The organism is Blautia sp. MSK20_18 (assembly GCF_020553125.1).
Lineage (GTDB): Bacteria > Bacillota > Clostridia > Lachnospirales > Lachnospiraceae > Blautia_A > Blautia_A fusiformis.
Window position 1 is genome coordinate 1 of sequence record NZ_JAJCGR010000025.1, and the last position, 24,284, is coordinate 24,284.

Sequence of the window (24,284 nt, forward strand, 5' to 3'; positions counted from 1 at the left end):
TAGCTGCGTAAAAAACAGTAGTGGTGGTATGGACCCACCCTGAATCTACGGGGCCTAGGCTCCGCACATCAGATGCTCGGTAATTTAATTGCCGAGTAGTTCACATGTATCTAGCAATACCATTCAAGAAAGGAAAAAAAGATATGAACGAACATGAATTTTGGAAAGAACGCCGCCACCTTGAGGAAATGCCGTTTGATAAGCGTTTTGATGTGGACGGAAACTCTGAACTTTGCCATGCAACCGGATATGAGGTCTTTGACGGCGAGGACTGGTGGGATGAGTTCGTGGATTCTAACGGAGATTTCCAATACGGAAGATAACTCCGTGAAGCAATTTTGCCTGCAGAAATTCTGCAGGCTCTTTTTTCGCAAATTTTTCTTCTCTCCAAAAAATCCCGCATATTATGTATAGAAAAAACAAAGGAGACAAAAAATGCCTGAAAAAATACTAGTCTTGGATAACTCAACTTTTTTCGTAATCTGCCACGCAGTAGCAGAAGACGAGAAAGATATACGAAATAATGCACAGAATCTGGATTGGTTTCTGTCAGACGACAAAAATGCAGCAAGCCAGGAGATTCTCTCAGACCACACGTGTGAGACTATTGTTCTGGATGCAGACTGGATTGCTAAGCATGCCGAAAACAAATATCTTGGACTTCAATACCGTCAGAACGGTAACACACACACCGAAACAGTATGTTTTCTGTCCAGCGATGTCACAGCTTTGCTGAAAAGAAATTCTTTTGCTAAGCTGAATATATGCGACATACACGGCAACACGAAGGATACATACACCCTGAAAAGGAGATGATTCAAAATGCTTAAAAAGAAGCTCAAAACAAAAACAAAAACCAAACCAAAAAGAAGTCTAAAGACAAAGTCCTCCACCTGCAAACGGCCTTCGCGCAAGCAGCGCCGCAATAAGAAGATGTACGAAGATGACTCTCTGCTGAATATCTGGAATGGAAATGGATTCGTAATGTGCGGGCTTGGGAAAAAATCCCGAATGTTAGCAAAAATCAAACATTTCTTCAGATGCATCAAATGGTCAAAGCAAAGAGCAAAAAGAGGCTTTGCTGACTCTGATGTGTGGAGTATGTATACATATCTGGAAGAACTGATGCCAGCAATGCTGCAGCATCTGAAAGATAACCGGATGGGGAGCCCGGCGATGCTCGGTGAAAATTATACTGACGAGCATGGCATAATGCAGAACGATGCTTGCCATAAAGAATGGGACAAAATTCTTGACCGGATGATTTTTCTCTGGCGGGAACTTGACGAAGAGACATGCAGTGAGAAAAATAAATACGAAAAAGAATATTCAAAAGCCTCTGATGAATTCTTTGATAAATACGGTTTCTTCGGGGAAGGCCTGGAAACAGAAGAAGAAAAAGAAAAAGCAAAAAAGACAGGCTCCAGGAGAGTGCATTTTATGAGTGAACTGCCGGAGTACGAAGAAATCAGCCGGCTGCATATGGAAGAGGAGAAACGACTGATGGCGTATAGAGAAAAATGCAAAGATGAGGTGTTTGATTTAATGAAGAAATATTTCTTCGCGTTGTGGGATTGAGGCTTAATGGGCGCTGCCTTCGGCGGCGCTTGTTTTTTTTTGTAAAAATAGAAATCCTTCATATTATTACAGATATATGATATTATTTATATAAAAAAAGAAAGGAGAAAAAAGAAATGGTAAAATACATCCTAATGCCGGAAGAGGCTATTCAGAAAATAAGAAAAGGAGACAAATTTTTTGTGGATGGCGAATTCAATCCGAATGCTGCCAGAATCATAACTGCGGCACATGATGCATATTTTTGGGTAGATGACAACAATATGCCACATTGGACTGTGGACGCAGAAGGGGGCGGATGCTATGGATATGGAGAAATCTGCCAGCAGGTTTAAGTTTTTTGATACAGCCAGAAATTTTGGCTGTATTTTTTTTTGTAAAAATGGAGAATTGGCATATTAAGAATGAAAATTTTTATTGAATCAGCAAAGAAAGGAAAATGATATGGAGAAATCAGTAGAAAAATTCTATGGAGAACACTATAAATACATGCAGCGGGCAATGTGGTGTATGGATGCCGCGATTGGCGAGGCAGCACGTTTTTCAAAAGTGGCGATTGTATCAACTGATGGATTTATAAAAAGGCCAGATTGTAAAACCGGAATTGATGCGGCATTAAATGCAGACGATACAATTAATGTTATGGTAATTGTGGACTCTAAAAGTGACGCAACAACCCTCCTGAAATGGCTACAGAATATTTCTTGTGAACATCAGATGCAATTAGAACATTCAGATGAATTCCTTGATGTGAAAAATCAGGATGGATTCTATGGGATTTATGCGGTATTTGAGGTTAAATCAAAAGATAACAAATGTGGCCCTTTAAAGGTTCAGGTAAGAATCAGCACGCCAGTATTGGATTGTATTGCAGCATTAGAAAAGTGTTGCGAGTCTGAAGAAGTTAAACAACTTCTGGAAGTTTATAAAAAAATGGCATAATAATTCTATGACTGAACTATGGTATGTCGTCGCATTTTGCGGCGGCATTTTTTCTTTTGAAACATCCACGCGACTAAAGTCGAGGGATTCCCACACCTGCAAGCAAAAGAAAGGAAGAAAAATAATGAGGAAAATCAAAAGAAAAAAAGGATATGCAGAGAAAAGACCGCAAAAACATATACATTTGCATAAAGTATTTTGATTTTCTTGCAAGCTGCCGCTTCGCGGCAGCTTTTTTGCCATATTTGCTGAAGCCTTAAGAATTCTCGCTATGTGCAAAGACTAACCTGGAGAATCATCTCCAGGTTTTTTGTTCGCAAAAAACGAACGGAAATCAAAAGATTCTGCATATTACAGTTAGAAAAAAAATATAGCAGAAAGGAAACAATAGAAAAATGAGAAAAAAAGACAACGTAAAAAAAGATACGGTGAAGTCAAACGTAACAGACAGAGATAACGGCAGGAACGATGGAACAGTAGGAAAGGGCCCCGGAAAAGATAAGATAGTAAAAATTATTTCATATATCATACTGGCCGTTCTGATAGTTACCGCTGGAGCTGGGCTTTATGTCGGTTCGGGTCCTGGAAGGCCAGGAAAGCCAAAAGAAATAAAATATGAAAAATTCCTGGATATGGTGGATGCGGGGCAGATTAAGGAAATCAAGTGGAATGAAGATGACGAGGCCATCACTGCCTATGACAAAAAAGATAAAGAATATACAACGTCAAATCCAAAATACGATGATTTTAAAGTAGATATGCTGGAGCAGGGCGTAGAAGTTAAAGAATCAGAAATGCTCAAGAAGTATGAAACGCCGATTATGATGGCAGTTCAGTTACTTATGTATGCCGCTTTATTCTATGCAATGACAAAGATAATGGGTATTGGTTCCATAAAATCAACCAGAAAGAAAGAACAAAAAAGTAATGTTAAATTCAAAGACGTTGCCGGCCTGGATGAGGTAAAAGAAGACCTCATGACGGTCGTTGACTTCCTGAAAAATCCGGATAAATATAAAGAAGCAGGCGCAGATATACCGAAAGGTGTGCTGCTTTACGGCCCTCCAGGAACAGGAAAAACACTTCTGGCAAAGGCTGTAGCAGGAGAAGCCGGAGTAAAGTTTATTGCAACGTCTGGTTCAGACTTTGATGAGAAGTATGTCGGTGTTGGAGCGAGCAAAATGAGGAAACTTTTTGACGACGCAAAGAACAATGCACCATGCATCATCTTTATTGATGAGATTGACTCCATGGGCGGCCGCAGGCACTCCAAACAGAATAATTATGACAGACAGACGCTGAACACGCTGCTTTCAGAGATGGACGGATTTGACGGAAGCAATGGTGTTGTGGTGATTGCAGCAACAAACAGGCTGGAAGACCTGGACCCGGCGCTGACAAGGCCAGGAAGATTTGATAACCATTTTGCAGTCAGCCTTCCGGAAAGCGCAAAAGAAAGAAGGGCTATTATTGACCTTTATACGAATAACAAGAAATTTGCCGAGGACGTTGATTTTGATACATTTGCAAAAGAGACCATGGGAAGCAGCCCGGCGACAATCAAGACTGTATTAAACGAAGCGGCTATTATTGCAGCAAGAGATAATAACGGAATCATCGACAGAAAAATCCTTGATGAAGCATGGATGAAGCAGTTAATGGAAGGGCATTTAAGAAGGAACGGTGAAAGAAATAATGTTGAAGTCGTAGCATGGCACGAAGCAGGACATGCGCTGGCAGGGCTTCTGCTTGGTCAGGACCTAACAAAGGCATCCATCATCCCGTCAACATCTGGTGCTGGAGGCGCAACCTTTATCACTCCAAAGAAACTTGGATTATTCACAGTCAAAGAATTAAAAGAGCAGGTAATCATGCTGTATGCAGGAAGAAATGCTGAAGCACTGCTGGCAGAGAGCAACGGCGAAGAGGAAGGAGTTACAACCGGGGCATCAAATGATATTGAAAAGGCTACAGACATCATCAAGAAAATGATTGTAGAATATGGCATGAATGATGAGTTCGGACTGCTGAATCTGGATAATCTCGATGTAAAGCCGGAAGTCATTACAAAAGAGGCGGTCAAACTCGCGAAGGCACTTCAGGAGCAGTCTCTGATACTAATGAAAGAAAACATTGACAGGCTGCGGGATATTGCAGAAGAACTTATGAAAAAGGAAACACTCACAGGGGAGGAAATCAGAAAAATTGCAGAAAGATAATTTTTTTAACAGAATGACCGGCAGGGGTGAACTGCCAATCAGCAAAATGGCTGGTCTTCATCCCCCAGAGGACGAAGACCATGAATATATAGAAGATATAATGCATAAAAAAATAAGCAGAGAGCTTTTGGCATCTGTTCTATGGTCAATAATTGGGATTGCATTTATTATCGTATATATTTATATCCATGTAAAATCGAAATCAGAAATAACCATTTATTTCTTTATCACTCTTGCTGTGTTTGCCATGATTGTTATTGTAAATACATACCGCTTTGCTGTTGTGGATAAAAAGCTTGACAAGATAGTCAAAGAAAGAAAGTACACGATAAGAGATGTTAAAGTGCATCATGTGATGCCGGGCTATGGAACAAATTTTGGCAAACTAACTGTAAAGATTCAGGATGAACAGGAAAATGTGTATTATCAGGAATTTACACTCAATAGAAAAATGGCAAAGATGTACAAAAACGACACAGATACAGCATTTATCCTGATAGCACTGGATAGAAATAAAAATATATACAGTCTTTTAAGCAAGAAGGAAGAACAGAAAAAAGAAAAGAGTGAAGAGGCAGCCGAAGAATAGCGGCTGCCTCTTATTTTGCATACAGAGAAAATTGTGCGTATTTCAGGAAAGAAATTTTGCATATTGTAAATATAAAAAAAAGAAGGAGGAAAAGAAATGACGAAAGAAATAGAGAAGTTGCAGGAACTAATCGATAACCACGACAACATTGTATTTTTTGGAGGCGCAGGGGTCTCAACAGAAAGCGGCATCCCGGATTTCAGAAGCCAGAACGGGCTGTATAATATGAAATACGAGTATCCGCCAGAGACAATCTTAAGCAAGCAGTTTTTTAAAAAATTCCCGGAAGAATTTTTTAAATTTTACCGTGATAAAATGTTATGCGATGCAGTAAAGCCAAATGCTGCACATTTAAAATTGGCTGAGTTGGAAGAAGCTGGAAAAGTTAAGGCTATTATTACGCAGAACATTGACAATCTGCATCAGATGGCCGGAAGCAAAAATGTACTGGAGCTGCATGGAAGCGTATACCGCAATCATTGTACGAAATGCGGAAAGACATACGGCCTTGATTACATTAAGGATTCTGATGGAGTACCGCATTGTAAATGCGGTGGAATTGTCAAGCCTGATGTAGTACTATATGGAGAAAATCTCAATGACGGTATTATGGCCAAGGCCGCAAGGGCACTCCGTGAAGCGCAGGTACTCATCATTGGAGGAACATCGCTTTCTGTTTGGCCTGCCGCCAGTTTGATTGACTATTTTTACGGTAATCATCTGGTGGTGATTAACAAAACCCCGTCACCGCGTGATATGCATGCAGATTTGGTTATCCGTGAGCCAATTGGAGAAACCTTCGCTCAGATTCAGCTGAAAAAATAAGAAAAAATTTATTTTCAAAAGTTGGTCAAAAAGTGTTACAAAAAATTTTTTATTTTTCATATTGTATATGAATGCAAAAGAGATGCAAAAAAGCGGGACAAAAGAAACAGGGCTTTGCCGATTGGTAATCCTCCGGCCCGATTTTTAAAAGCACCTGGATTTTGCAAAATAAATATAGATGCGCAAGAGAAAGCGCAGAAAAATCTAACAGGAGGAAAAACCAATGCGAAATAAAGCAAAAAGAAAGATTGACTACAAGAAGGTGGCATGGTGCCTGGCGATGATGGTGCTGGGAAGCATGATGTTTATCATGCCGGCATTTGCAGCAGTCAGCGCTTCCGCCACTATGAATAACCTTATCAGTTTAATGTGTTCAATGTTTAAGTATGTTGGCGCTGCGATTTTTGTTTGGGCAATTATTCAATTTATTCTTGCAACTAAACGTTCTGACGCTGATTCTAAGGCTGATGCGGTGCAGACTGCAGTTTGTGGAATTGCACTTATGGGAATTGCACTTATTGTAAATGCTCTCGGTATTGGAGATGCTATCGATGGCAATGGAGACGATTTTACAGACGACAAGTTAGCAGGATAAAAAAAATACTGCTATTACGCACAAAATTAATAATATTAAACAACAGCAGGTTTCGGTTCACGAAAACCTGCTGTTATATTTTGTTTAAAAAACTGAATTCGCAAAAATTTGCAGCAATCTCAAAAATAACGTATAATATAACTAGAAAATAGAAAGAAAGGAGAAAGAAGATGGCTAAAAATATCCTAAAAAAGATTCTCACTGTAATCGGCTATCATTCGCCGGATATTGCGCGAATTGTAACTATCGTCATGTGCATCATTATGACCGGCCATTGGATTGCTGTGAATAAAGACGGCATGAACGTTTTTATCGTACTGTTTTCTGTATTGGTTATCTATCCTCTTCTTGGTCTCGTCCTTTCAGTTCTGATAATAATCCCTTCATTTATTTGCCGAATGATTTTATATGCATTAGGAAACGATGCAAATGCAGAAGACCATTATTCATATACATATGACAATAATAGCGATAGCAATAACGCATATAGTAACGCTGAAAATGGATACCAAAGATACCAAAATCAGCAGCAGGGTGGTCGATATTATGGTTATAGCGGTTACGGATATAATTCCGGAAATGCCGGTTATGGTTACAGCAATACCGGAACCGGTCAGAGAGATTATTCTTATAACTATTCTGGAAGAACAAATATGAAGAGCGATTATGAGATGGCACTTGAATTTTATAAACTTCAGATGCCTTTTACAGAAAAAGAACTGAAAGAACGTAGAAGACAATTTATGAAAACCGCACATCCGGATGCCGGCGGCAGCAATGAAGAGGCAGAAAAGATTAATGAATATTATGAGATTTTAAAGAAATACGCATCATAAACCAGACTGTTTTTTGCATACTGTAAGAAAACGATATGCAAAGGAGCAGAAAAAATGAAGACAACAAGAAAGATAATCATTACAATGTTATGTGTGCTATGTATTATACTGGGCACATCCTATTTTCTGGGAATGGCGTATTTTCAGACACATTTTAAAATAGGCACTACAATCAACGGTTTCCATTGTGCGTTTAAGACGGTTAACGAAGCCGAGGCGCTGCTATCAAAAGAAGTCAGTAGTTACGCAATCGCCATAGATACGAGGAATGGAGGGGTCGAAAAACTAACTGCAAAAGATGTAGGAATGACGTTCAATGGAAAAGAAGGACTAGTGAACATCATCAACAATCAAGATTATAGATTATGGTTTATGCCAGAAATAAAGGAACATAATCTTGATGAGGAAAGTTATGCGATAGATTCAGCAAAGATACAAAAATCAATCGCGAAATTAAAATGTATGCACAATATGGTGAGCCCTGAGAGTGCACGTATCGTTGACACAGATGGGTTTTACCAGGTAGCGCAGCAGGTCGTAGGGACTGAACTCGACAGGGAGAAAGCAAAACAGGTGATAGAAACGTCCATAAGGCAATGGCACAAGAGCGTAAACCTTGAAGACAAAGGATGCTACAAAGAGGCAGAAAAAACAGATGGGAAAGAATTGCAAAAGCAGTGTGATTTTTTAAACTCAATCAAAGATGTTATCATAACATATGACTTTGGGGATAGAAAAGAAACTGTGGATGTTGAGACGATAAGAAAAAATATGCTCAGTAAAGATTTTAAACTGAGCCAGAAAAAGATTGAAGAGTATGTGAAATCATTGGCAGAAAAATATGATACAATTGGAAATGAAAGAAGCTTTGTCACCTATGATAATCGGACTTCCAGCATTTCCGGAGGCGATTATGGGTGGCAGATAGATATAAAGAAGACGGCACAGGATTTAAAACAGATGATTACAGATAAAACAATTGATGTTGTGAATCCAACATACAGCCAGAGTACAGTCAGCAGGAATTCAGACGACATCGGTCATTCTTATCTGGAAATCGATAAGTCACATGGAAGTGTGGTCTTATACGTGGATGGAAATCCAGTGGCTCAATGTCAGGCAAGGTTTGGCACAGACATCTCATCCGGATTCTATAGATTAAAGCTGAGAGAGGCAGCAGCAGAAGACGGTACAAAAAATATCATGTATTTCGGAGATGGTGCTGTTTATCAGTTTGATGATGCTGCGGCGATGCCTGGTTTCTCCGGAAACGAAGATATTTCAGCAACGGCAACATCGAATGGTGTAAAACAGGGATGCATTGCTGTTGATGAAACATCTATGAATACAATATTCACCACATTTCAGGACAACTGGCCGATTATAGTCTACGATGATTCCAATATCACGGGACAGACTACACAAGGAACAGAATAGAAAGACGAGGAAAATTTCATGGAAGAAGATAAAGTTAAAAAAGAAGAAGAAAAAACGAACGATTTAAAAAATATTCGGCATACTATAGTTGTATACCTGACGATAGCCGTTATGACAATGGTTGCAATGGTCGTATTATATACACAGGTACTTATGAATGCTTATATTCCATCCGAATCAATGGAAAACACACTGATGACTGGCGATAGGGTAATCGGCAACCGTCTCGCCTATAAGTTTGGACACGACCCGGAAAGATTTGATATTGTTATGTTTCATTTCCCGGATGACCCAAGCATGATTTATATTAAAAGAATCATCGGTCTACCGGGGGAAAAAGTAACAATCAAAAAAGGAAAGGTCTACATCAATGACAGTTCCACTCCACTCGATGATTCGTTTATCCGTGAAAAAATGGAGGCAGAACCCGATATGGAATTCAATGTCCCTGAGGGATGCTATTTCATGTTGGGAGACAACAGGAATGAATCCGCAGATTCACGGTATTGGGATAATCCATATGTATCCGCTGACCAAATAGTAGCCAAGGCTTCTTTCAGGTATTGGAAGGGGTTCAAGGTGGTAAAGTAACAAAATAACAACCCTGTAACGACTCTCTGATGGGCAGGGTCCGGTTTAGACGGGCATGCTAAAATAAAAGATGTCGATATGCAGGACTCCTTCCGGCCAACGCGACAGTTTTCTGTTGCGCTGGCCGTTTTGCATACATCGAAACGATATCAGAGAAAGAACAGGAGGAAAAAATAAATAATGAGAGAAGAAGATAAGAATTACAATCTCGAAGAAGATGATGAAGACGAGAACTTTATGATAGGCGGAACTGATGACGACCTTGATGAAGAATCGGAAGAACCGGAAGAACCGGAAGTACCGGAAGGAGAGGAGGAAGCAGAGGCCCGGGTTAATAACAAACTTGAAAGAAAGACGACGCCCAACAAAGCAGCGGACACTGAAAGAGCAAATACCAAAAAGGAGAAACAAGGAATAATCCATGACGAGGAAGAGGAAGAAGACGACTATGATTATGACGACGATGACGATGAAGAAGAAAACGGCGGAAAGAAGAAAATCATTATCATTGCAATCATTGTCGCAGCGGCCGTAGCAGCGGCAGGCGTATGTACATACCAGAAATTAAAAGGAAATAGTGAAGGAACGCATCAGGAGCAGCAAGCAGCCGAAGTAACAGAGACGCCGACGCCTGAGGCTGACAGCGCAAGTGAAGACAGCGACTACGAAGAAGATTTCGGTGGAGACAGTACGGAGACCGACGACGGTGCAGACAGTGCTGATGCAGACAGTGATTCCACTGACGAAGATGAAGATGGCAGTACAGATGAAAACGATGCCATGCCGACTTCAACGCCAAAGCCATTACCAACTGCTACTCCAATGCCAACAGACACACCAAATACAGAAGAGGACACGGATGTTGTTGATGCAAATAATGAAACAGACAGCACGGAAGCCGAGAACACCGGTGATACTACTGTTGCGGACTCAGACTCACAGTCACAAGAGCCGGCAGGGGTAATTTTCCTTGGTGATGAGAGATTCCGAACAATGGCAAACTACGCTAGCGGGCAGTCTGATTTATGGGAGTGCTCTGCATCTGGTGATTTTTCATGGATGACAGATACGGCATACCCGGATGTAGATACAAAGATTGGAAATGGAACAAAAATATTTATCAGTATGGGCATTAACGACCTTGATAACTACCAGGCTTACGCATCTTCCATCAATACAAAAGCGAAAGAGTGGCAGGACAAGGGAGCCTCTGTTTATTTTGTAGCAGTGGGACCGGTATCTGCTGAAAGCACCACTTCAAACCAGAAGATTTCAACATTTAATACCTACATGTATCAGAACCTGAGCATTCCGTTTATTGATGCTTACAATCATCTTGTAAGTTCTGGATTTAGTACAACAGACGGACAAGATTATGACGAGGCAACAAGCACTGAACTATATAATTATCTGAATAGTCTTATCGGAAGATAAGCAGCGCGGGCTGATATATTCAGCCTGCTTTTTTCTGAAAACAGACGAGAGGAGGACGCTGCCTGAATGGAAAAGATAGGAGCGAAAGAAAGCAGAAAAAAGAAAAAAAAGAAGATGACAGCCAGCGACGTTGTCTTGATTGTGATTTTTGTCGTTGCGATTACGGTCGCCGCTGTCTCTGGTTATAAATTATATTCTATCATGATGGAATACAAAGCGGGTGTCGATGAGTACAACGAAATTGCAGACACGGTTGTCAAAGAAAGAGATGCGGACGCGGAGGAAATAAAAAAACTGAAAGACGCAAAAGGACATGAGACCAAACATTGGACGTCACCGTTGGAAATTAATTTTGATGAGTTGAAGAGCATTAATCAAGATGTAGCAGGTTGGCTTTATATGGAGGCTTTACCAAACATTAATTACCCGATTGTCCAGGGAAGTGATAATGATTTTTATTTACATCACACATACAAAAAAGAATCTATTTTCGCAGGTTCTATTTTTGTTGACTGCAAGAACACAAAAGATTTTTCCGACCAGAATACCATAGTTTATGGGCACAATATGAAGAATGGTTCTATGTTCGGAACATTAAAACAATATAAGCTGCAGGAGACCATTGATAAAAGTCCATACTTCTGGGTAATCACGCCAAAAGAAGCATATAAATATAAGATTTTTGCGATGTATGTGGCAAATGTGGATGGCGATACGTACACTTTGATTAAGGGCCCGGGAAAAGAGACTATTGAATATGGTGAAAGTATGAAGGCAAAATCGCTGATAAATACAGGAGATTATCAATTTAAACAAACTGATAAGATTGTTACACTTTCAACATGTACAGGCGATTCTTCAACAAGATTTGTAGTACAGGGCGTAAGAGTAGAACCGGAATGAGTGCAAAAAGATGACTGGATATAATGTCCGGTCATCTTTTTTTTGACAAAAATAAATTGTCAAGAAAAAGTGTTACAAAAAAAATTTTATTTTGCATATTGAATATAGAGAACATGCAGGCATGGCATATACGGCCGACCGATAACTCGGAGCAAACCCCTTTGCTATCAACGTAGAACGGGGAAGCCGCGGCCGACCAAAAGTCGTCCGCGGGTAAAATGTCCCAGTTTTAACTTCGCGCGCGGGTCGAAATCCCCGTTCGAAGTCAGGTAACGGGTCCGGCTTTGCTGGCGAGTTATCAATTGATGATACCGCGCGTGCACCAAAGCCTCGTAAAGGCTGACAAGTGAAGCCGTTAGGCTGAGCACAGTAGGCTTTAGCCGCAGACAAATGATACCTGCAGATAGTTCTAAAAGAACCAGCAAAAAAATATGCGAAAGCAAAAAAAATAGGAGATAAAAGAAATGAAAAATAAAGTTATTTCAGCCATGCTTTTAGGCATGTCAGCAACAATGGCTGTGCCAGGCACAGTAGTTATGGCAGCGGAAGACGGTTCCGAGTCTACCGCAGTAGAGGAGACCGCAGCTGAGGTCCCAGAAACAGAAGGAGGAGCGTCTGAGGCAGAGCAGAGCGATGAGGAGAGCCAGGATAAACAGGATACTGATACAGCTGTCCAGAAAATGATTGATTATGCAACAGACGAGAGTGCAAAAGTCGCAGATACACCAGCCGATTTCGGGCCTAAACTGAGCAACATTGTTTTTTCTGATGATGTATTTGGAAGATATGCGGATTCATTAAATGAGTACATCAATGGAAGCGAGATAGATACAGATTCTATTTACAATTGCGAAATGGATATGGTAGATAAGGTAGCCGAACTTACCAAAGATGAAAGTGCAGAAGCGATTGCTGCATCAAAATACCAGGTTGCTCTGACATTTGAAAGTGTTTATGGAGAGGATGCTTTTATGCCAGGACGGGATATCAGGCGTGCACTGATTGCAGATAGCAGTAAAGATGAAGATTTTGCTGTATGCGGAACAATTGCTGAGGCTGATACGGTATACATCAGTGCAGGCGGAACAACAGCAATTCCGGCTACTCTTTTTAAAGCGGTATCCGAACAACCGGAAAATCCAGATGAGACAGGTGCTACAGACTCACCAAACGACACAGATTCAGTTACTAAAGACGAAGACCAGAACGGAGCAGATGACTCAACTACAGAAGAAACGCCGTCTGATACAACAAACCCGGATACCCCAGGAGACGTAACAACAGATTCAGATTCTACAGAAGAAGAGAAGAGAAGCCTTGATGAATATGTGGAAGGGCTTGACGATATTGAAATCCAGCTTGGAGATGACCTTCCGAGTCCACGCGTTTCCTATGATGATACAAAAGTCGTGTCTGTATCACTTGACACTTCAAAAGTAGACAAAAACACAATCGGAGTGTATACGATTTCTTATATCATCAAAGGAGTTGATGGTACCACTAAGATTGTAAATAAACAGTGTGCAGTATCTGAAGACCCGGTCCTTAAGGAACTGAGAAAGCAGATGTGTGAAAAAGCCGGCGAGATTGAAAAAGGTAAGTTTACCGAAAAAGATTTCAAAAGCAAATGGGATGAAGCCGTAAAAGCAGCAAAAGCGGAAATCAACAAGAAGAAAAATGAGGAAGAAATGCAGGCAGTGTTGGACAAATTGACAGAAACAGCCACATCAATCCTTAATGACCAGCAGCTCTATATAACTAAAAACGGATATGTTGGGGAAATGTATAGTAAATTTGAGTCCATGGAATTCGTCACAGATGCGCAAAAAAACATGGCAAACGATGTATTAAAAGACGCAGTCGCAAAAATCAAGAAATCCGAAACGGTTGAAGACGCTAAGCAGGCAATGGATGAAGGAATTGAAAGCATCGAAAAAATCGCTGCGCAGGATGATTCATCTATTGATGCGCTGAAGAGCGAGGCGAAAAAGAAAATCAATGCTGCTATGGATGGAATCAAGGATAAAACAACCGTACTGCAGAATGTATACGGTTCATTAATCTTCAAACTCGATACATGCACAACAGCGAAAGAGATTGATTCCGTAACAAATTCCGCAGACAGCGCTTTTGCCCATGTGAAAGCTGCGATTGAAGGTGACATGGATTCAATGTTTGCTCTGTATAAAGACCTTAAGGGAATTGCTCCAGACAGCGATACAACGGAAACAATTGACGAAATCATATTACTCGGCACACCAAGTGATATTTCTGATGGAGAAGATAAGATTTCAGATATCCATAAGGCTATCACGAGCGACGTGGATGAGTTTACAGCATATCTTACCGGACGCGCCGGTGAAACAATTTCTGGAGAAACAAAAGCGGAGGCTTATGCCGCTTACGTAAAAGCTACGAACGGAACCCCAGATGCAGACCTCACAAAAGTAAAAGAAGATGCAAAGTCAGAAATCCAGAAAGCGCTTGATGAGATTACAAGTGACAATGAAGAAGTAACAGACAAGAAAGGTCAGATTAAAGACGAGGTGTTTAAAAAAATTGATACCGCAGCATCTGCAGAAGAAGTAGAGACTATTGTCAGTGATGCTAAAAGCGAAATCAAGGACCTGAAAGATGAAATTACAAATAATGAGGGTCTGAGTTCAGTGAAAGAGAGCGCCAAGAAAGAGATTCAGAATACTGTAGACAATCAGTCTGACGAAGAACTGAAGGCCTCAATTCAGCAGCTGGCTGGTGCCGCACTGAAAAAAATAGAGAATGCTACAACAGAGGATGAAGTAAAAGATATAGTAGAGGGATTTAAATCTGACGTGCAGACAACTACAGATGCTTACAAAAAAGACAAAGAACTTGCATCAGTGAAAGCAGACACATTAAGTAAATTGTCTGTTCTTGAGTCAAAAGTGAAGTCTGAGTATGTAACAGCAGATATGAACAGCATCATCAGCACTGCGAAAGCAAACATTGAAAATGCACAGTCTGCATCTGAATGCTCTAAGATTTACGCCCAGGCAAAAACGGATTACAACAATGCATACCTGACATCAATGCGGTCCGTATTTAACAATAAGATGGATGCACTCCTTACAGAGTACAAATTTACAGATGATACATATTCTCAGAAAGCACAGGAAGTAATCAACAAGCAGAAAGAGAACATTAACAAAGCAAAAAATGAAACAGCAATGGAAAAATGTTACAACCTTGCTAAAGACAACCTTGCGAAGCTTGTAACCGCGCAGGACGCAGCAGCAAAACTTGCACAAGCAAAAACGGATGCGATAGCAAAAATCAAAGCAATGGTAACAAATCCTACAGATACTTCGAACAAGATTATCGATACTTACACAGACAAAATCAACAAAGCAACGTCAGAAGATGATATCAATAAACTTGTTGATGGATGTCAGCAGGCACTGAAAGACGCAGGGGTTGATGCGAGCAGCACGGCAGATGCATCGAAACTTGCACAGCTAAGGGCAGACGCAATCAGTACACTCCAGAAAATGCTTGACACGGTTCCTTCAGACAAGAAAGAAGATGCACAGAAAGTGTTTGATTCTTACGTAGAAAAGATTAACTCAGACACAACAGAAGATGCCATCAAAAATGACCTGGAAGAAGGCAAGACCAAATTAAAGAAATACGGAGCGTCTGATGTAACAGATAATACCCCAACCCCAAACGGAAATACATCTACGACTCTTGATGGTTCCGGTTCAGGAGCAACAGAGAAGGGAAGCGATGTTGCCACAACGAGCGGAGTAAAAACCGGCGACGATAATATGAGTATCATTGCAATAGCAGGGGCTGCAATCATGGCGGCACTTGCAGCAGCATTTATTTCACTGAAGAAATTCATTAAAAGATAAGAACGATGTAACCATTACATGAGGCAGCCTGTGCTGCCTCATACATAAAAATTCATAGAAAAGAGGAAAACATAATGAAAAAAGGATTAATTGCTGTAGTGCTTGTTGCAGTTTTAGCCGCTGGAGGCGCTGGGGGCTATACTGTATACCAGAAAAAAGTAGTAGAAAAAAAATATGAGCAGGATATGACGAAAACGATATCCAGCCTGCCGGCTATCACGGTATACGAAAAAGAAGACCTCCCATCCGTAGAGGAAGAGTTCAAAGGTACCGAATCAAATATCAATATTGATTCTATAACACCTGATATCAGTGGTGTACATACAAGCGAGCCGGGTGAATATGATGTTAAATACACTTTTAAAGACAGCCATGGCGCAGACAGGACTGCAACTGTAAAATGCACCGTAAAACCTGAGTTGGCATCACATGTAGAGGGCATGCAAGATATCGAGATTGACAAAGGGGATGAACTGCCTACAGAATCCGGATGTACATTCGATGATTATGTAAGTTCCGTAACATTAAATACCGATGAGGTAGACAATGAAGAGGCTGGAACTTACGACATCTCTTACACGGTTCTTGGTGCAGATGGAGACATGAAGACAGTAGAAGGTTACACCTGTACCGTCAACGAAGTTGCAACGCCAAGCCCAACGGCAACTCCAAAACCGACTGCAACGCCGAAGCCAACCGCTACCCCAGAGGCAAAACCGGAAGACAATACAGCACAGCCTGAAACGACAGAAGCAGAAGGTAATTCACAGCCTGAACAGGCAGCCGCTGATACAGCAGTAGGAAACGTGGAAGTGCAGAATAATGTTGTAGAAACAGGAGATGAGAACAATATCATCGCAATCGGAGCGCTGATTGTTGTTTGCCTTGGTGCTGCCGCAGGAGTGCTGATTTATAAGAAGAAAAAGAAAAATTAATTTTAATCTGGTACCGGGCCGAACGGAGAGTTATCAATTTTAATCTGGTGCCGAGCCGATACGGCGAGGTATCAAACAAAAAGCGCTCAGCCGATAGGAAGCCAGCAAAAATAGATAAAAAAAGCCCTTCATTTATTCACAGATGAGGGCTTTTTTTATCGGCAAAAAAAATGCGCAAAAAAGCAACGATTCTTGAAATTATTTGGCATATTATCTTAGAGAAAATTAATTTTGATTTAGATAGTTTGAAAGGAGAAAGAAATAATGGCAGAAAATTATTTAATTGGGATGGCAGAGGAAATCAAATCATATATTCCCGGCACATCAAGTATTGAAGAGGGGGACAGCAAGATTACGATTAATGCAGAATTAAAAACAGGTATTAAAGGTATAAGCGTTGCGATTGAGTGTGCCCCAAATACAGTAAAAATCAAAGGTACACAGGAGTATAAGTATCCGATTTCAGAAGAAGCCGTAGAAGAGTTCCAGCAGGAGATGATGGAAAAATATTCCGGATGCAATGTGTATGTAAGCGGCCAGGTATTTGCATTTTCAAAGTTTTTTTCATACCAGACAGTAGAAGAAGCAGTAAAAACAACAGAAGAAATCATCGATGCGATGCAGGACGCAGTGGTGACATTTGAGAACGACTGCGTAAACTTTCTTGAAAAAGATGTTGAGGCCAAAGAGGAAGACTATAACCCGGAAGAAAACGTAAATCTTGTACACGTGGATAATGCATACCATGCGGTATCAACTACGATGCAGGATACAGAGGACTATGAGGAAGAACATCGCAAATTTGCGGAAAAAATTTTCCGTGATTTAGCAGCTGAAATTGGTGGGACATTAAATGGAAATGAAGTTATCCTCACCGACGAAAAAGAAAAAATTACAACAGACTGTATCTTTTTTCCTCTGGATGCGGAGATTCTGGTTTCCGTATCTACTCCGGCAGATAATGATGCCGGCACGATATATGTTTCCTACATCAATGCAAATTATCCGGAATTGATGGCTGCTTATGACGCAGACAATGAAGTATTCAAAGTAAGAACGTATTCAAGCCCAGACAAATACGCACCGGATGAAACAAAAGAGCGTCTGGATTTATGTAGAACGGCTCTAATTGCATGCATGAAGGAATATGAAAGAACGCTAAAAAAGAAAGATTCCGCGGACTTTGCGTCAGACGTACAGCAGATTTTGTCAGAACAGACAGCAATGGTATCTGAGCGAGAGAAGGCTGTCGCTGAGCGTGAAAATGAAATGGAACAGAAAGAAAAAGAGATGCAGAAAAAAGAGGCAGAACTACAAAAACAGGTTGCTGTATTGGAAGAAGAAAGGGCTGCACTTCAGGAGAAAATCAAATCAGAAGAGGCGAAAGTAAAAGAGCATGAAGAGGAGATGCAGAATAAAATCAAAGAATATGAGGAAAGGGATACAAAAAATATACTGAATCTGCAGCAGCTCGCAAAGCAGCTGGCTGCATTGCAGGATAGACAGAATGCCCTGGGAAAAACTGATAACGAAGCGGAAGAAGAAGTGTTCAGAATGAAGCAGAAAGTACAGCAGCTGGTAGGACAGAAGATTGCCTTGGAGAAAAAATTAACAGAAAAAATTGTCACAAAAGAATCAAAAATCAAAGAACTCTCTGATTCCATTGGAAAGAAGGACCGTGAAATCAAAAAGATTGAAAGCAATATTGAAGACATGGTCAAAAGCCAGGTAGCAGATGAAGTTAAAAAAGTAGAAGAACGCGCGGAAAGTATCCAGAAGCAGCTGGACGAAATCGGGCATATCCTGACGCCGGAGGACCTGATTTCTTATTATGAGCAGTATTCCGATGCTGAAATCAAAAAATTCCATGCCCCAAATGCAGAATTTGTTGTATACAATGACGGGGCTCTTGAAGTTAGAATCCGTATCGGAGAGACAAACTACGTTGAAGTATCAAGAAGCGCAGCGCTAAAAGACCAGATTCTGAGGAAGCTTAACACAAAGTACAATGATGTCAAATTTTACAGTACAAAGGATGACAGGATTGCAGCAAGGTCATATTTCAAGAAAAATGCCGCTGCTGAAGATGTCGACGACATTGTAGCATCATTGTCTGAAAATTTCAAAAAATAATAGTACAGCCCATCGGTAATTTACTCATTACTGATGGGCACGCATAAAGGAGGAGTAGAAAAATGGACAATACAGTGATTATTTTAATCGGAGCCGGTGTTTCTTGCGTCGTGATTGGTTTCGCTCTGTTTGTTAAATTGGCAAAAATGGGCTCACAGGAAGAGAGTGAAGCATCAGGAAACAAGAAACTGCTTGCAGACGATTATGCAGAAAATTTTCAGGAATGTTTCGAAAACACTGGAAACATTGAGGACACGCTTGAACAGCTGGCTGATATTTATACTGGAAATCAGTATATGTACAATCTGATTATCAATGCCCTTAACTTCCTTAAAGAAGACCAGGGTGATTATGAGACTGCATTGGAGGGTATCAATGTTGACAGTGATACAAGTATCATGAAGATGCATAATAACGCGATAAAAAAGGCGTTAAATATAAACATTGGAAATAGAAATAACGCTCATGAAGATGTTAAAGAAAAACCGGAACGAGAAAAAGCAAGAGAGAGTTACAATAAATCAACAAAGAGCGAAGGGGACTCGGCCGATGATGTCGTCTGTGAGCCAGACCCTGCGGTTTCAGCTTTTCATGAGGGCTTAAATTCACGCCCTGAGTTCGATAACGAATCAAGCTTTGCTGACAAATTGCCGACGAATGAAGAGGATGAGTATGAAGAAGACGAGGAAGAAGATGAGGAAGAAGACGAAGAGTATAACACACAGGAATTTTTAGATAACGTTAATACTGATAAGAAACAGGAGGCACCGAGTCTAAGAACTGGCCACAGGAGGGAAGCGCGAATTATTAATGGAGAACAGGAAATCACCGACCGACAAAAAGTCGTCCGCGGGTCAAGTGCTCCGGTTTTAACTTCGCACATTATCAAAAAAGAAAGAAATCAGGAAATCGAAAGTGAATCTTTTGAAGATGACGACTTAGATGATTTCAAAATTGGCTAAGGAGAGGATGGAGATGGACAACAAAATAAAAGCAATCATCGCCGTTGCCGTTGTTGCAGTTGGGATGATTGGATACACACAAATATCAAAAGAAATGAACAAAGACCCTGAGATAACCGGACTGCAGGCTGAATTCGTTGGAAAGGTAGGACCGGGAGGGTCGTTATCTAAAAACATGTTTAAAGTGACTGGAACCACTGAGGCGGGTAAGGCTGTGCAGATAAATGACTTTTCTTCAAAAACAGCTACTGCTGCAAAAAACGGAGCATCTTGTGAAGTGAATATTGAGGCTCAAGGACAGTCGGCGACAGTAATTGTTGACATTACAAGAGAACCGGTACTTGAAGAAAATATCGGATATCCAAATGAGAAAAGCGCAAAAGTGACATGTTATTCAAATGGAGATTTGGAATTCACAGGAAAGGGGGACATTACAAACTTCACAGCGTTTCCGTGGTCATCAAGTACATATTCCCACGTGTATATTGACGATTCACTAAAAATCGAGAATATGGACAACTGGTTTGAGGGGAATGAAAATCTGGTATACTGCGACAATCTGCCAAAAACGTTAAAGACGATGAAGAGCACATTCGCAGGATGTACAGCAATAGAGAAAACTCCTGATTATTTCCAGTGCTCGAATTTAAAAATTATGGATTATGCATTCTCTGGCTGCTCTGCATTAAAAGAAGCAGACATTATCCCGGTTAATGTGTCATCAATGAAATACACATATGCCGATTGCGTTTCACTCCAAAGCCCAATCAGTCTTGACAAAACAAGTAATCTGACGAACGTCTCTGGACTATATTCTGGGTGCACAAACCTGAGGGAGGCAACGACAATACCTGATAGTGTTATCTACATGAACGAAACATATAAAGACTGTATCAATATTAAAGAAGCAGTAAAATTTCCGAAAAGTATAGAAGAAATCAGCGCAGCATATGCAGGATGCACCGGATTGCTGACAGGAGCAACGATTCCAGAATCCGTAATAAATTTTACTGATTGTTACAATGGCTGTGAGTCCTTAAATGGCAAGTTGGAAATCAACTCAGACTCGGATTCATTTGAAGGTGTACTGATGGGGGCAACAACAAACGGTGACAAATTAAGTATATCAGGAAACTGCGGTAATCTTCTTGCAATACAAAAAAATGCTTCAAACAGTAATATCGTGATGGCTGACCCTGAAGCAGCGTCAAAACAGAACGAAAGATTAAACAGAGAGAAGGAGAGTCAATAAAAATGGTAAAAAAAATAGTTGTGTTTTTATGTTTTTTTGCTGGAGCCACATGCTTTATCTCTGCCGGTTTATACATAAACAGGCAGAATGCTGGGCTTGAGCCGCAAAAGACAGAGGAAACAGTTTCAAAGGTGAAAAGTCCAGAACTGTTATCAGAGATTGACATGACATCATATGTTTCGCTTCCAGAATCATTCTCAGACATTGACATCACAGAAGACTTGGACAATATTGAGGTCACAGATGACAATGTGCAAGATGTTATGTATGAACAGCTCGATAAAACTGCAGACCGGTTAGGTTCAGTGCAGTCAGCCAGTAGAGATAATATCACCCTTATTGTGGATTATACAGTAACGCAAAAAGGCAAAGTAAAAGAAGTTAAAAGTAATTTTAAAATGGCATATAGCGACAACTCGAAGATATACAGTGACGATGTGTATACTGCATTGAATAACGCTAAAAAAGGGGACACTGTAAGGGTAACGGATACAACTTTTAATGGTGTTGAAGATGCATCAGTAGACATAACGATATCTGATATTTTGAATATGCCATATCCAGTTACCGACGATTACATTCAGAACAATACAGAATACGACAGTGTGCATGATATGTGTTCCGCATTAAAAAACGATGCAAGCGGAGAGGCTAAAGAAATTGCAAGGGAACATACGATAAATTCACTGATTGATACGATGATGGAACAGACTACATTCATTCAGCTTCCAGAAAGCCTTATCCAAAGAGAGCTGGAAGTCCTCCAGAAAGATGACCCAAACGCAACATATGAACAGGCAAAGCATAGTCTTTATAAAATTTTCTTTATCGCATCGGTTATAAAGAATGATGGCGTTGCGACAAAAACGGACCTGGAAAAAAGGTATGAAAAGCTAGACAAATCGGAAAAAGAAGGACTTTCGAAATATGAAATTGAAAGAAAAAAGTACCTTTTATTTGAGGAGGATGTTGTCACCAGTATTTATAAAAAAGTTCAAATTAACAGTCAGGAAAGTTCAACAAGCAGCTCTGATGCTGCTGAAAATGATAACACTGAGGACGATAATTCAATCGAATGATTCTGAGCAACACGAAGAGCAGAGATTTATATTTCTGCTCTTTTTTTGCAAAAAAAAACGTAATCCTTCATATTGTTTTCGGCATATTAACATAGAACACGAAGACCTGAAAAGGAGGCCGAAAAATATGCGAAAAACAATGTATTCAGCAATGAAAAATCTAGCAGAATATATTGCTGGGAACGAAAGTTATGACTTTGAAACTATCTGGAAAGAATGGAGTTCCAAATATAAACCATTAGAAGAAACCACTAAAGAATTAAAAAAGATGGGAGAAAGTTTATGTCAGATAGATAAGAGTGACATCAAATCGGTGCCGGAGAGGAGCTATCGTGAAACTATAAAAAAGATGTTAAAGCCAGAAATCAACAAGGAGGAGTTTTTTGATGGACACGTCAGTGACAAAGATGAATGCTGCCGATAATGCTCAACTATTAGAAGAAAAGAAGGTAGTCTACAGTTCAAATGGAAAATACGACCCACAGGAGATTAATAAACTGGTCAAAGTATACCATATGGCACTTGAAGCGGGCGACAACGCAACGGTACAGGACGCATTTACGCAGATATACTATTTTATCAAAAAATACGTTTATAAAACACTTTGGGATAACTATCGCACACTTATGCAGAACAGATATCATCAGGAAGACATTGTTCAAGATGTGTGGATTAAGATTTTTTCGGAATTAAAAAATTACGACCCTGACAAAGGTGCTATCACTACGTTCATAGCGCCATGGATTCGCCATGTGGTAAGCGATTATGCAAGCAAAAATTTCAGGAAAACCTCTGTGTATTATGCGAATGCCATGAAAAAAATCAATGGCGCGCAGAATTACTGTAAACAATATGGATTAAATGCAGATGACATTGAGACAATCATGAGCCTGACAGGGCTGTCAGAAGCGACCGTAAAGAATACTCTTGATTTAATGTCAAAAAAAGACAGCGTCTCATACGAAGCATTAATTGATGCGGGCGCAGACTATACAGCATCAATTAAAGGACCGGAAGAATCTGTTATTGAATCAGAATCAGAGGAAAACTTAAAAACAATCCTTAAGGATGTATTAACGGATGAAGAGCTTAATCTCTTAGAACTGTTATTAAATCCTGAGAATTCAAGTAAAAAGCACTCCAGTTATCGCGAGATTGCAGAACAGATTCCAGGCAGTAATATTCCAAAAGTAAAACGTAAAATATCACGCATTACCACAAAGCTAAAAAATAATAAACAGTTTGCACAATTGTACCCTTATATTATCGCACAGGAAAAAGCATTGGAGGATAATTACATACCAGTCATGGGTGATGATGGGAATGAAGATGACGACATGTATGAGGAGTTCGATGACATGGACATGTCGGAAGGATGGAAAAGAACGAAAAAAAATAAGTAGCCTGTCATACAGGCTCATGATACCGCGAGCTATGCTCAGCTATGCTCGCTTGTCAGCCTCTGCGAGGCTTGGTAGCGAGCCGATGCGGCAAGGCATCATGCGTGCTCTGGTACCGACTCCGGCAAAGCCGGGGAGGTATCAAAGTCAGACGAGGGCTTTCCTCCCGTCGATGGTTTTTAAAAAAAATAAAAAAATCCGTCCGGTTCACAAATTATTCTGCATATTGATTCTGATGATACAGATGACAGCCAGGAATTTTACAAAAAGTCCTGAAGGACCTTACTGATATTGTACAAAGAAACGAAAAAAAAGAAATAAAAGGAGGCAGGAAATTCGTGGAAATATCACGCGGTCAAATTGAATATTGAGGTGTCACCTCTACAAAGAGGACGTTAATTATTGTTTTTCTTGCATAAAGATAAAGAGAGAAAAAACAAAATCAGCAAAAAATGATAAAAAAACGTGATGAGAACGAGACATATGCTGCAGTAATGCAGAGCAAGGACCAATCTGGTTACTAAAACAACGTTAAGTGTTGCCGAGCGGCAAAAGTCGAGCAGGGAGCGGAGAAAATAGTTTGGTCTTAGACTATCCGATGACCTAAGGGGGTGTAGTGCGTTGCAAGCCCTTTGCCTAATACGTAGTTGTATGCGTAAGATGCGAAAGCACGGGTGAAAG

22 protein-coding genes are annotated in these 24,284 nt (G+C 40.3%); all 22 read left to right on the forward strand.

The annotated features are described in order from the left end of the window. Positions 1-143: 143 nt before the first annotated feature. Positions 144-323, forward strand: coding sequence for a hypothetical protein (locus LI091_RS13085; protein WP_110102542.1), 180 nt, complete (start codon positions 144-146; stop codon positions 321-323). 112 nt (positions 324-435) lie between these two features. Beyond that, entirely contained in the window at positions 436-816 is a 381-nt protein-coding gene (locus LI091_RS13090; RefSeq protein ID WP_173734051.1) for a hypothetical protein, read from the forward strand. Positions 817-822: 6 nt separating this feature from the next. Beyond that, positions 823-1,578 (forward strand): hypothetical protein, encoded by a 756-nt coding sequence (locus LI091_RS13095; RefSeq protein WP_265191226.1) that lies wholly within the window; start codon positions 823-825, stop codon positions 1,576-1,578. 116 nt (positions 1,579-1,694) lie between these two features. Beyond that, positions 1,695-1,913, forward strand: a complete 219-nt coding sequence (locus tag LI091_RS13100; RefSeq protein ID WP_110102544.1) for a hypothetical protein — start codon at positions 1,695-1,697, stop codon at positions 1,911-1,913. A 109-nt stretch (positions 1,914-2,022) separates the two neighbouring features. Next, entirely contained in the window at positions 2,023-2,520 is a 498-nt protein-coding gene (locus LI091_RS13105; RefSeq protein ID WP_173734052.1) for a hypothetical protein, read from the forward strand. 395 nt (positions 2,521-2,915) lie between these two features. Beyond that, positions 2,916-4,739, forward strand: a complete 1,824-nt coding sequence (locus LI091_RS13110) for an ATP-dependent metallopeptidase FtsH/Yme1/Tma family protein (RefSeq protein WP_173734053.1) — start codon at positions 2,916-2,918, stop codon at positions 4,737-4,739. Then, on the forward strand, positions 4,726-5,328 hold the full coding sequence (locus tag LI091_RS13115) for a hypothetical protein (RefSeq protein WP_173734054.1): 603 nt from the start codon (positions 4,726-4,728) through the stop codon (positions 5,326-5,328). Before LI091_RS13110 ends, LI091_RS13115 begins: the two co-directional genes overlap by 14 nt. Before the next feature lie 96 nt (positions 5,329-5,424). Further along, entirely contained in the window at positions 5,425-6,153 is a 729-nt protein-coding gene (locus LI091_RS13120; protein WP_173734055.1) for an NAD-dependent protein deacylase, read from the forward strand. Between the two features lie 223 nt (positions 6,154-6,376). After that, on the forward strand, positions 6,377-6,748 hold the full coding sequence (locus LI091_RS13125) for a hypothetical protein (protein ID WP_173734056.1): 372 nt from the start codon (positions 6,377-6,379) through the stop codon (positions 6,746-6,748). A gap of 170 nt (positions 6,749-6,918) precedes the next feature. After that, positions 6,919-7,584 carry a hypothetical protein gene (locus tag LI091_RS13130; protein ID WP_173734057.1) on the forward strand — a complete coding sequence of 222 codons (666 nt, stop codon included), beginning with the start codon at positions 6,919-6,921 and terminating at the stop codon, positions 7,582-7,584. A gap of 54 nt (positions 7,585-7,638) precedes the next feature. Next, entirely contained in the window at positions 7,639-9,021 is a 1,383-nt protein-coding gene (locus LI091_RS13135) for a peptidoglycan binding domain-containing protein (protein WP_173734058.1), read from the forward strand. An 18-nt stretch (positions 9,022-9,039) separates the two neighbouring features. Further along, entirely contained in the window at positions 9,040-9,612 is a 573-nt protein-coding gene (gene lepB / locus LI091_RS13140) for a signal peptidase I (RefSeq protein ID WP_173734059.1), read from the forward strand. Positions 9,613-9,792: 180 nt separating this feature from the next. Further along, entirely contained in the window at positions 9,793-11,046 is a 1,254-nt protein-coding gene (locus tag LI091_RS13145; protein ID WP_173734060.1) for a hypothetical protein, read from the forward strand. Between the two features lie 66 nt (positions 11,047-11,112). Further along, positions 11,113-11,949: a class B sortase gene (gene srtB, locus LI091_RS13150; RefSeq protein ID WP_173734061.1), complete on the forward strand. Its 837-nt coding sequence runs from the start codon at positions 11,113-11,115 to the stop codon at positions 11,947-11,949. A 464-nt stretch (positions 11,950-12,413) separates the two neighbouring features. Continuing rightward, on the forward strand, positions 12,414-15,842 hold the full coding sequence (locus LI091_RS13155; RefSeq protein WP_173734062.1) for an LPXTG cell wall anchor domain-containing protein: 3,429 nt from the start codon (positions 12,414-12,416) through the stop codon (positions 15,840-15,842). Positions 15,843-15,916: 74 nt separating this feature from the next. Next, complete coding sequence (locus tag LI091_RS13160) at positions 15,917-16,777, forward strand: LPXTG cell wall anchor domain-containing protein (RefSeq protein WP_173734063.1); 861 nt, start codon at positions 15,917-15,919, stop codon at positions 16,775-16,777. Positions 16,778-17,041: 264 nt separating this feature from the next. Then, on the forward strand, positions 17,042-18,910 hold the full coding sequence (locus LI091_RS13165) for a hypothetical protein (RefSeq protein WP_173734064.1): 1,869 nt from the start codon (positions 17,042-17,044) through the stop codon (positions 18,908-18,910). A gap of 62 nt (positions 18,911-18,972) precedes the next feature. Continuing rightward, positions 18,973-19,872, forward strand: coding sequence for a hypothetical protein (locus LI091_RS13170; protein WP_173734065.1), 900 nt, complete (start codon positions 18,973-18,975; stop codon positions 19,870-19,872). A 13-nt stretch (positions 19,873-19,885) separates the two neighbouring features. Then, complete coding sequence (locus LI091_RS13175) at positions 19,886-21,124, forward strand: leucine-rich repeat domain-containing protein (RefSeq protein WP_265191227.1); 1,239 nt, start codon at positions 19,886-19,888, stop codon at positions 21,122-21,124. 2 nt (positions 21,125-21,126) lie between these two features. Beyond that, positions 21,127-22,203, forward strand: coding sequence for a hypothetical protein (locus LI091_RS13180; protein ID WP_265191228.1), 1,077 nt, complete (start codon positions 21,127-21,129; stop codon positions 22,201-22,203). Positions 22,204-22,330: 127 nt separating this feature from the next. After that, the gene (locus tag LI091_RS13185; protein WP_110102561.1) at positions 22,331-22,627 is read left to right on the forward strand and encodes a hypothetical protein; all 297 of its coding nucleotides are present in this window, start codon (positions 22,331-22,333) and stop codon (positions 22,625-22,627) included. After that, positions 22,590-23,606: a sigma-70 family RNA polymerase sigma factor gene (locus tag LI091_RS13190; RefSeq protein WP_265191230.1), complete on the forward strand. Its 1,017-nt coding sequence runs from the start codon at positions 22,590-22,592 to the stop codon at positions 23,604-23,606. The genes LI091_RS13185 and LI091_RS13190 overlap by 38 nt, the downstream gene beginning before the upstream one ends. The last annotated feature ends 678 nt before the right edge of the window (positions 23,607-24,284 follow it).

Excerpts from the sequence above, each read along its gene's own strand:
- LI091_RS13190 (WP_265191230.1), top strand. The coding sequence starts at position 22,590 with ATGGACACGTCAGTGACAAAGATGAATGCTGCCGATAATGCTCAACTA.
- LI091_RS13100 (WP_110102544.1), top strand. The coding sequence starts at position 1,695 with ATGGTAAAATACATCCTAATGCCGGAAGAGGCTATTCAGAAAATAAGA.
- LI091_RS13110 (WP_173734053.1), top strand. The coding sequence starts at position 2,916 with ATGAGAAAAAAAGACAACGTAAAAAAAGATACGGTGAAGTCAAACGTA.
- LI091_RS13165 (WP_173734064.1), top strand. The coding sequence starts at position 17,042 with ATGGCAGAAAATTATTTAATTGGGATGGCAGAGGAAATCAAATCATAT.
- LI091_RS13160 (WP_173734063.1), top strand. The coding sequence starts at position 15,917 with ATGAAAAAAGGATTAATTGCTGTAGTGCTTGTTGCAGTTTTAGCCGCT.
- LI091_RS13145 (WP_173734060.1), top strand. The coding sequence starts at position 9,793 with ATGAGAGAAGAAGATAAGAATTACAATCTCGAAGAAGATGATGAAGAC.
- LI091_RS13135 (WP_173734058.1), top strand. The coding sequence starts at position 7,639 with ATGAAGACAACAAGAAAGATAATCATTACAATGTTATGTGTGCTATGT.
- LI091_RS13085 (WP_110102542.1), top strand. The coding sequence starts at position 144 with ATGAACGAACATGAATTTTGGAAAGAACGCCGCCACCTTGAGGAAATG.
- srtB (WP_173734061.1), top strand. The coding sequence starts at position 11,113 with ATGGAAAAGATAGGAGCGAAAGAAAGCAGAAAAAAGAAAAAAAAGAAG.
- LI091_RS13090 (WP_173734051.1), top strand. The coding sequence starts at position 436 with ATGCCTGAAAAAATACTAGTCTTGGATAACTCAACTTTTTTCGTAATC.
- LI091_RS13180 (WP_265191228.1), top strand. The coding sequence starts at position 21,127 with ATGGTAAAAAAAATAGTTGTGTTTTTATGTTTTTTTGCTGGAGCCACA.
- LI091_RS13105 (WP_173734052.1), top strand. The coding sequence starts at position 2,023 with ATGGAGAAATCAGTAGAAAAATTCTATGGAGAACACTATAAATACATG.
- LI091_RS13185 (WP_110102561.1), top strand. The coding sequence starts at position 22,331 with ATGCGAAAAACAATGTATTCAGCAATGAAAAATCTAGCAGAATATATT.
- LI091_RS13175 (WP_265191227.1), top strand. The coding sequence starts at position 19,886 with ATGGACAACAAAATAAAAGCAATCATCGCCGTTGCCGTTGTTGCAGTT.
- LI091_RS13170 (WP_173734065.1), top strand. The coding sequence starts at position 18,973 with ATGGACAATACAGTGATTATTTTAATCGGAGCCGGTGTTTCTTGCGTC.
- LI091_RS13125 (WP_173734056.1), top strand. The coding sequence starts at position 6,377 with ATGCGAAATAAAGCAAAAAGAAAGATTGACTACAAGAAGGTGGCATGG.
- LI091_RS13130 (WP_173734057.1), top strand. The coding sequence starts at position 6,919 with ATGGCTAAAAATATCCTAAAAAAGATTCTCACTGTAATCGGCTATCAT.
- LI091_RS13155 (WP_173734062.1), top strand. The coding sequence starts at position 12,414 with ATGAAAAATAAAGTTATTTCAGCCATGCTTTTAGGCATGTCAGCAACA.
- LI091_RS13120 (WP_173734055.1), top strand. The coding sequence starts at position 5,425 with ATGACGAAAGAAATAGAGAAGTTGCAGGAACTAATCGATAACCACGAC.
- lepB (WP_173734059.1), top strand. The coding sequence starts at position 9,040 with ATGGAAGAAGATAAAGTTAAAAAAGAAGAAGAAAAAACGAACGATTTA.
- LI091_RS13095 (WP_265191226.1), top strand. The coding sequence starts at position 823 with ATGCTTAAAAAGAAGCTCAAAACAAAAACAAAAACCAAACCAAAAAGA.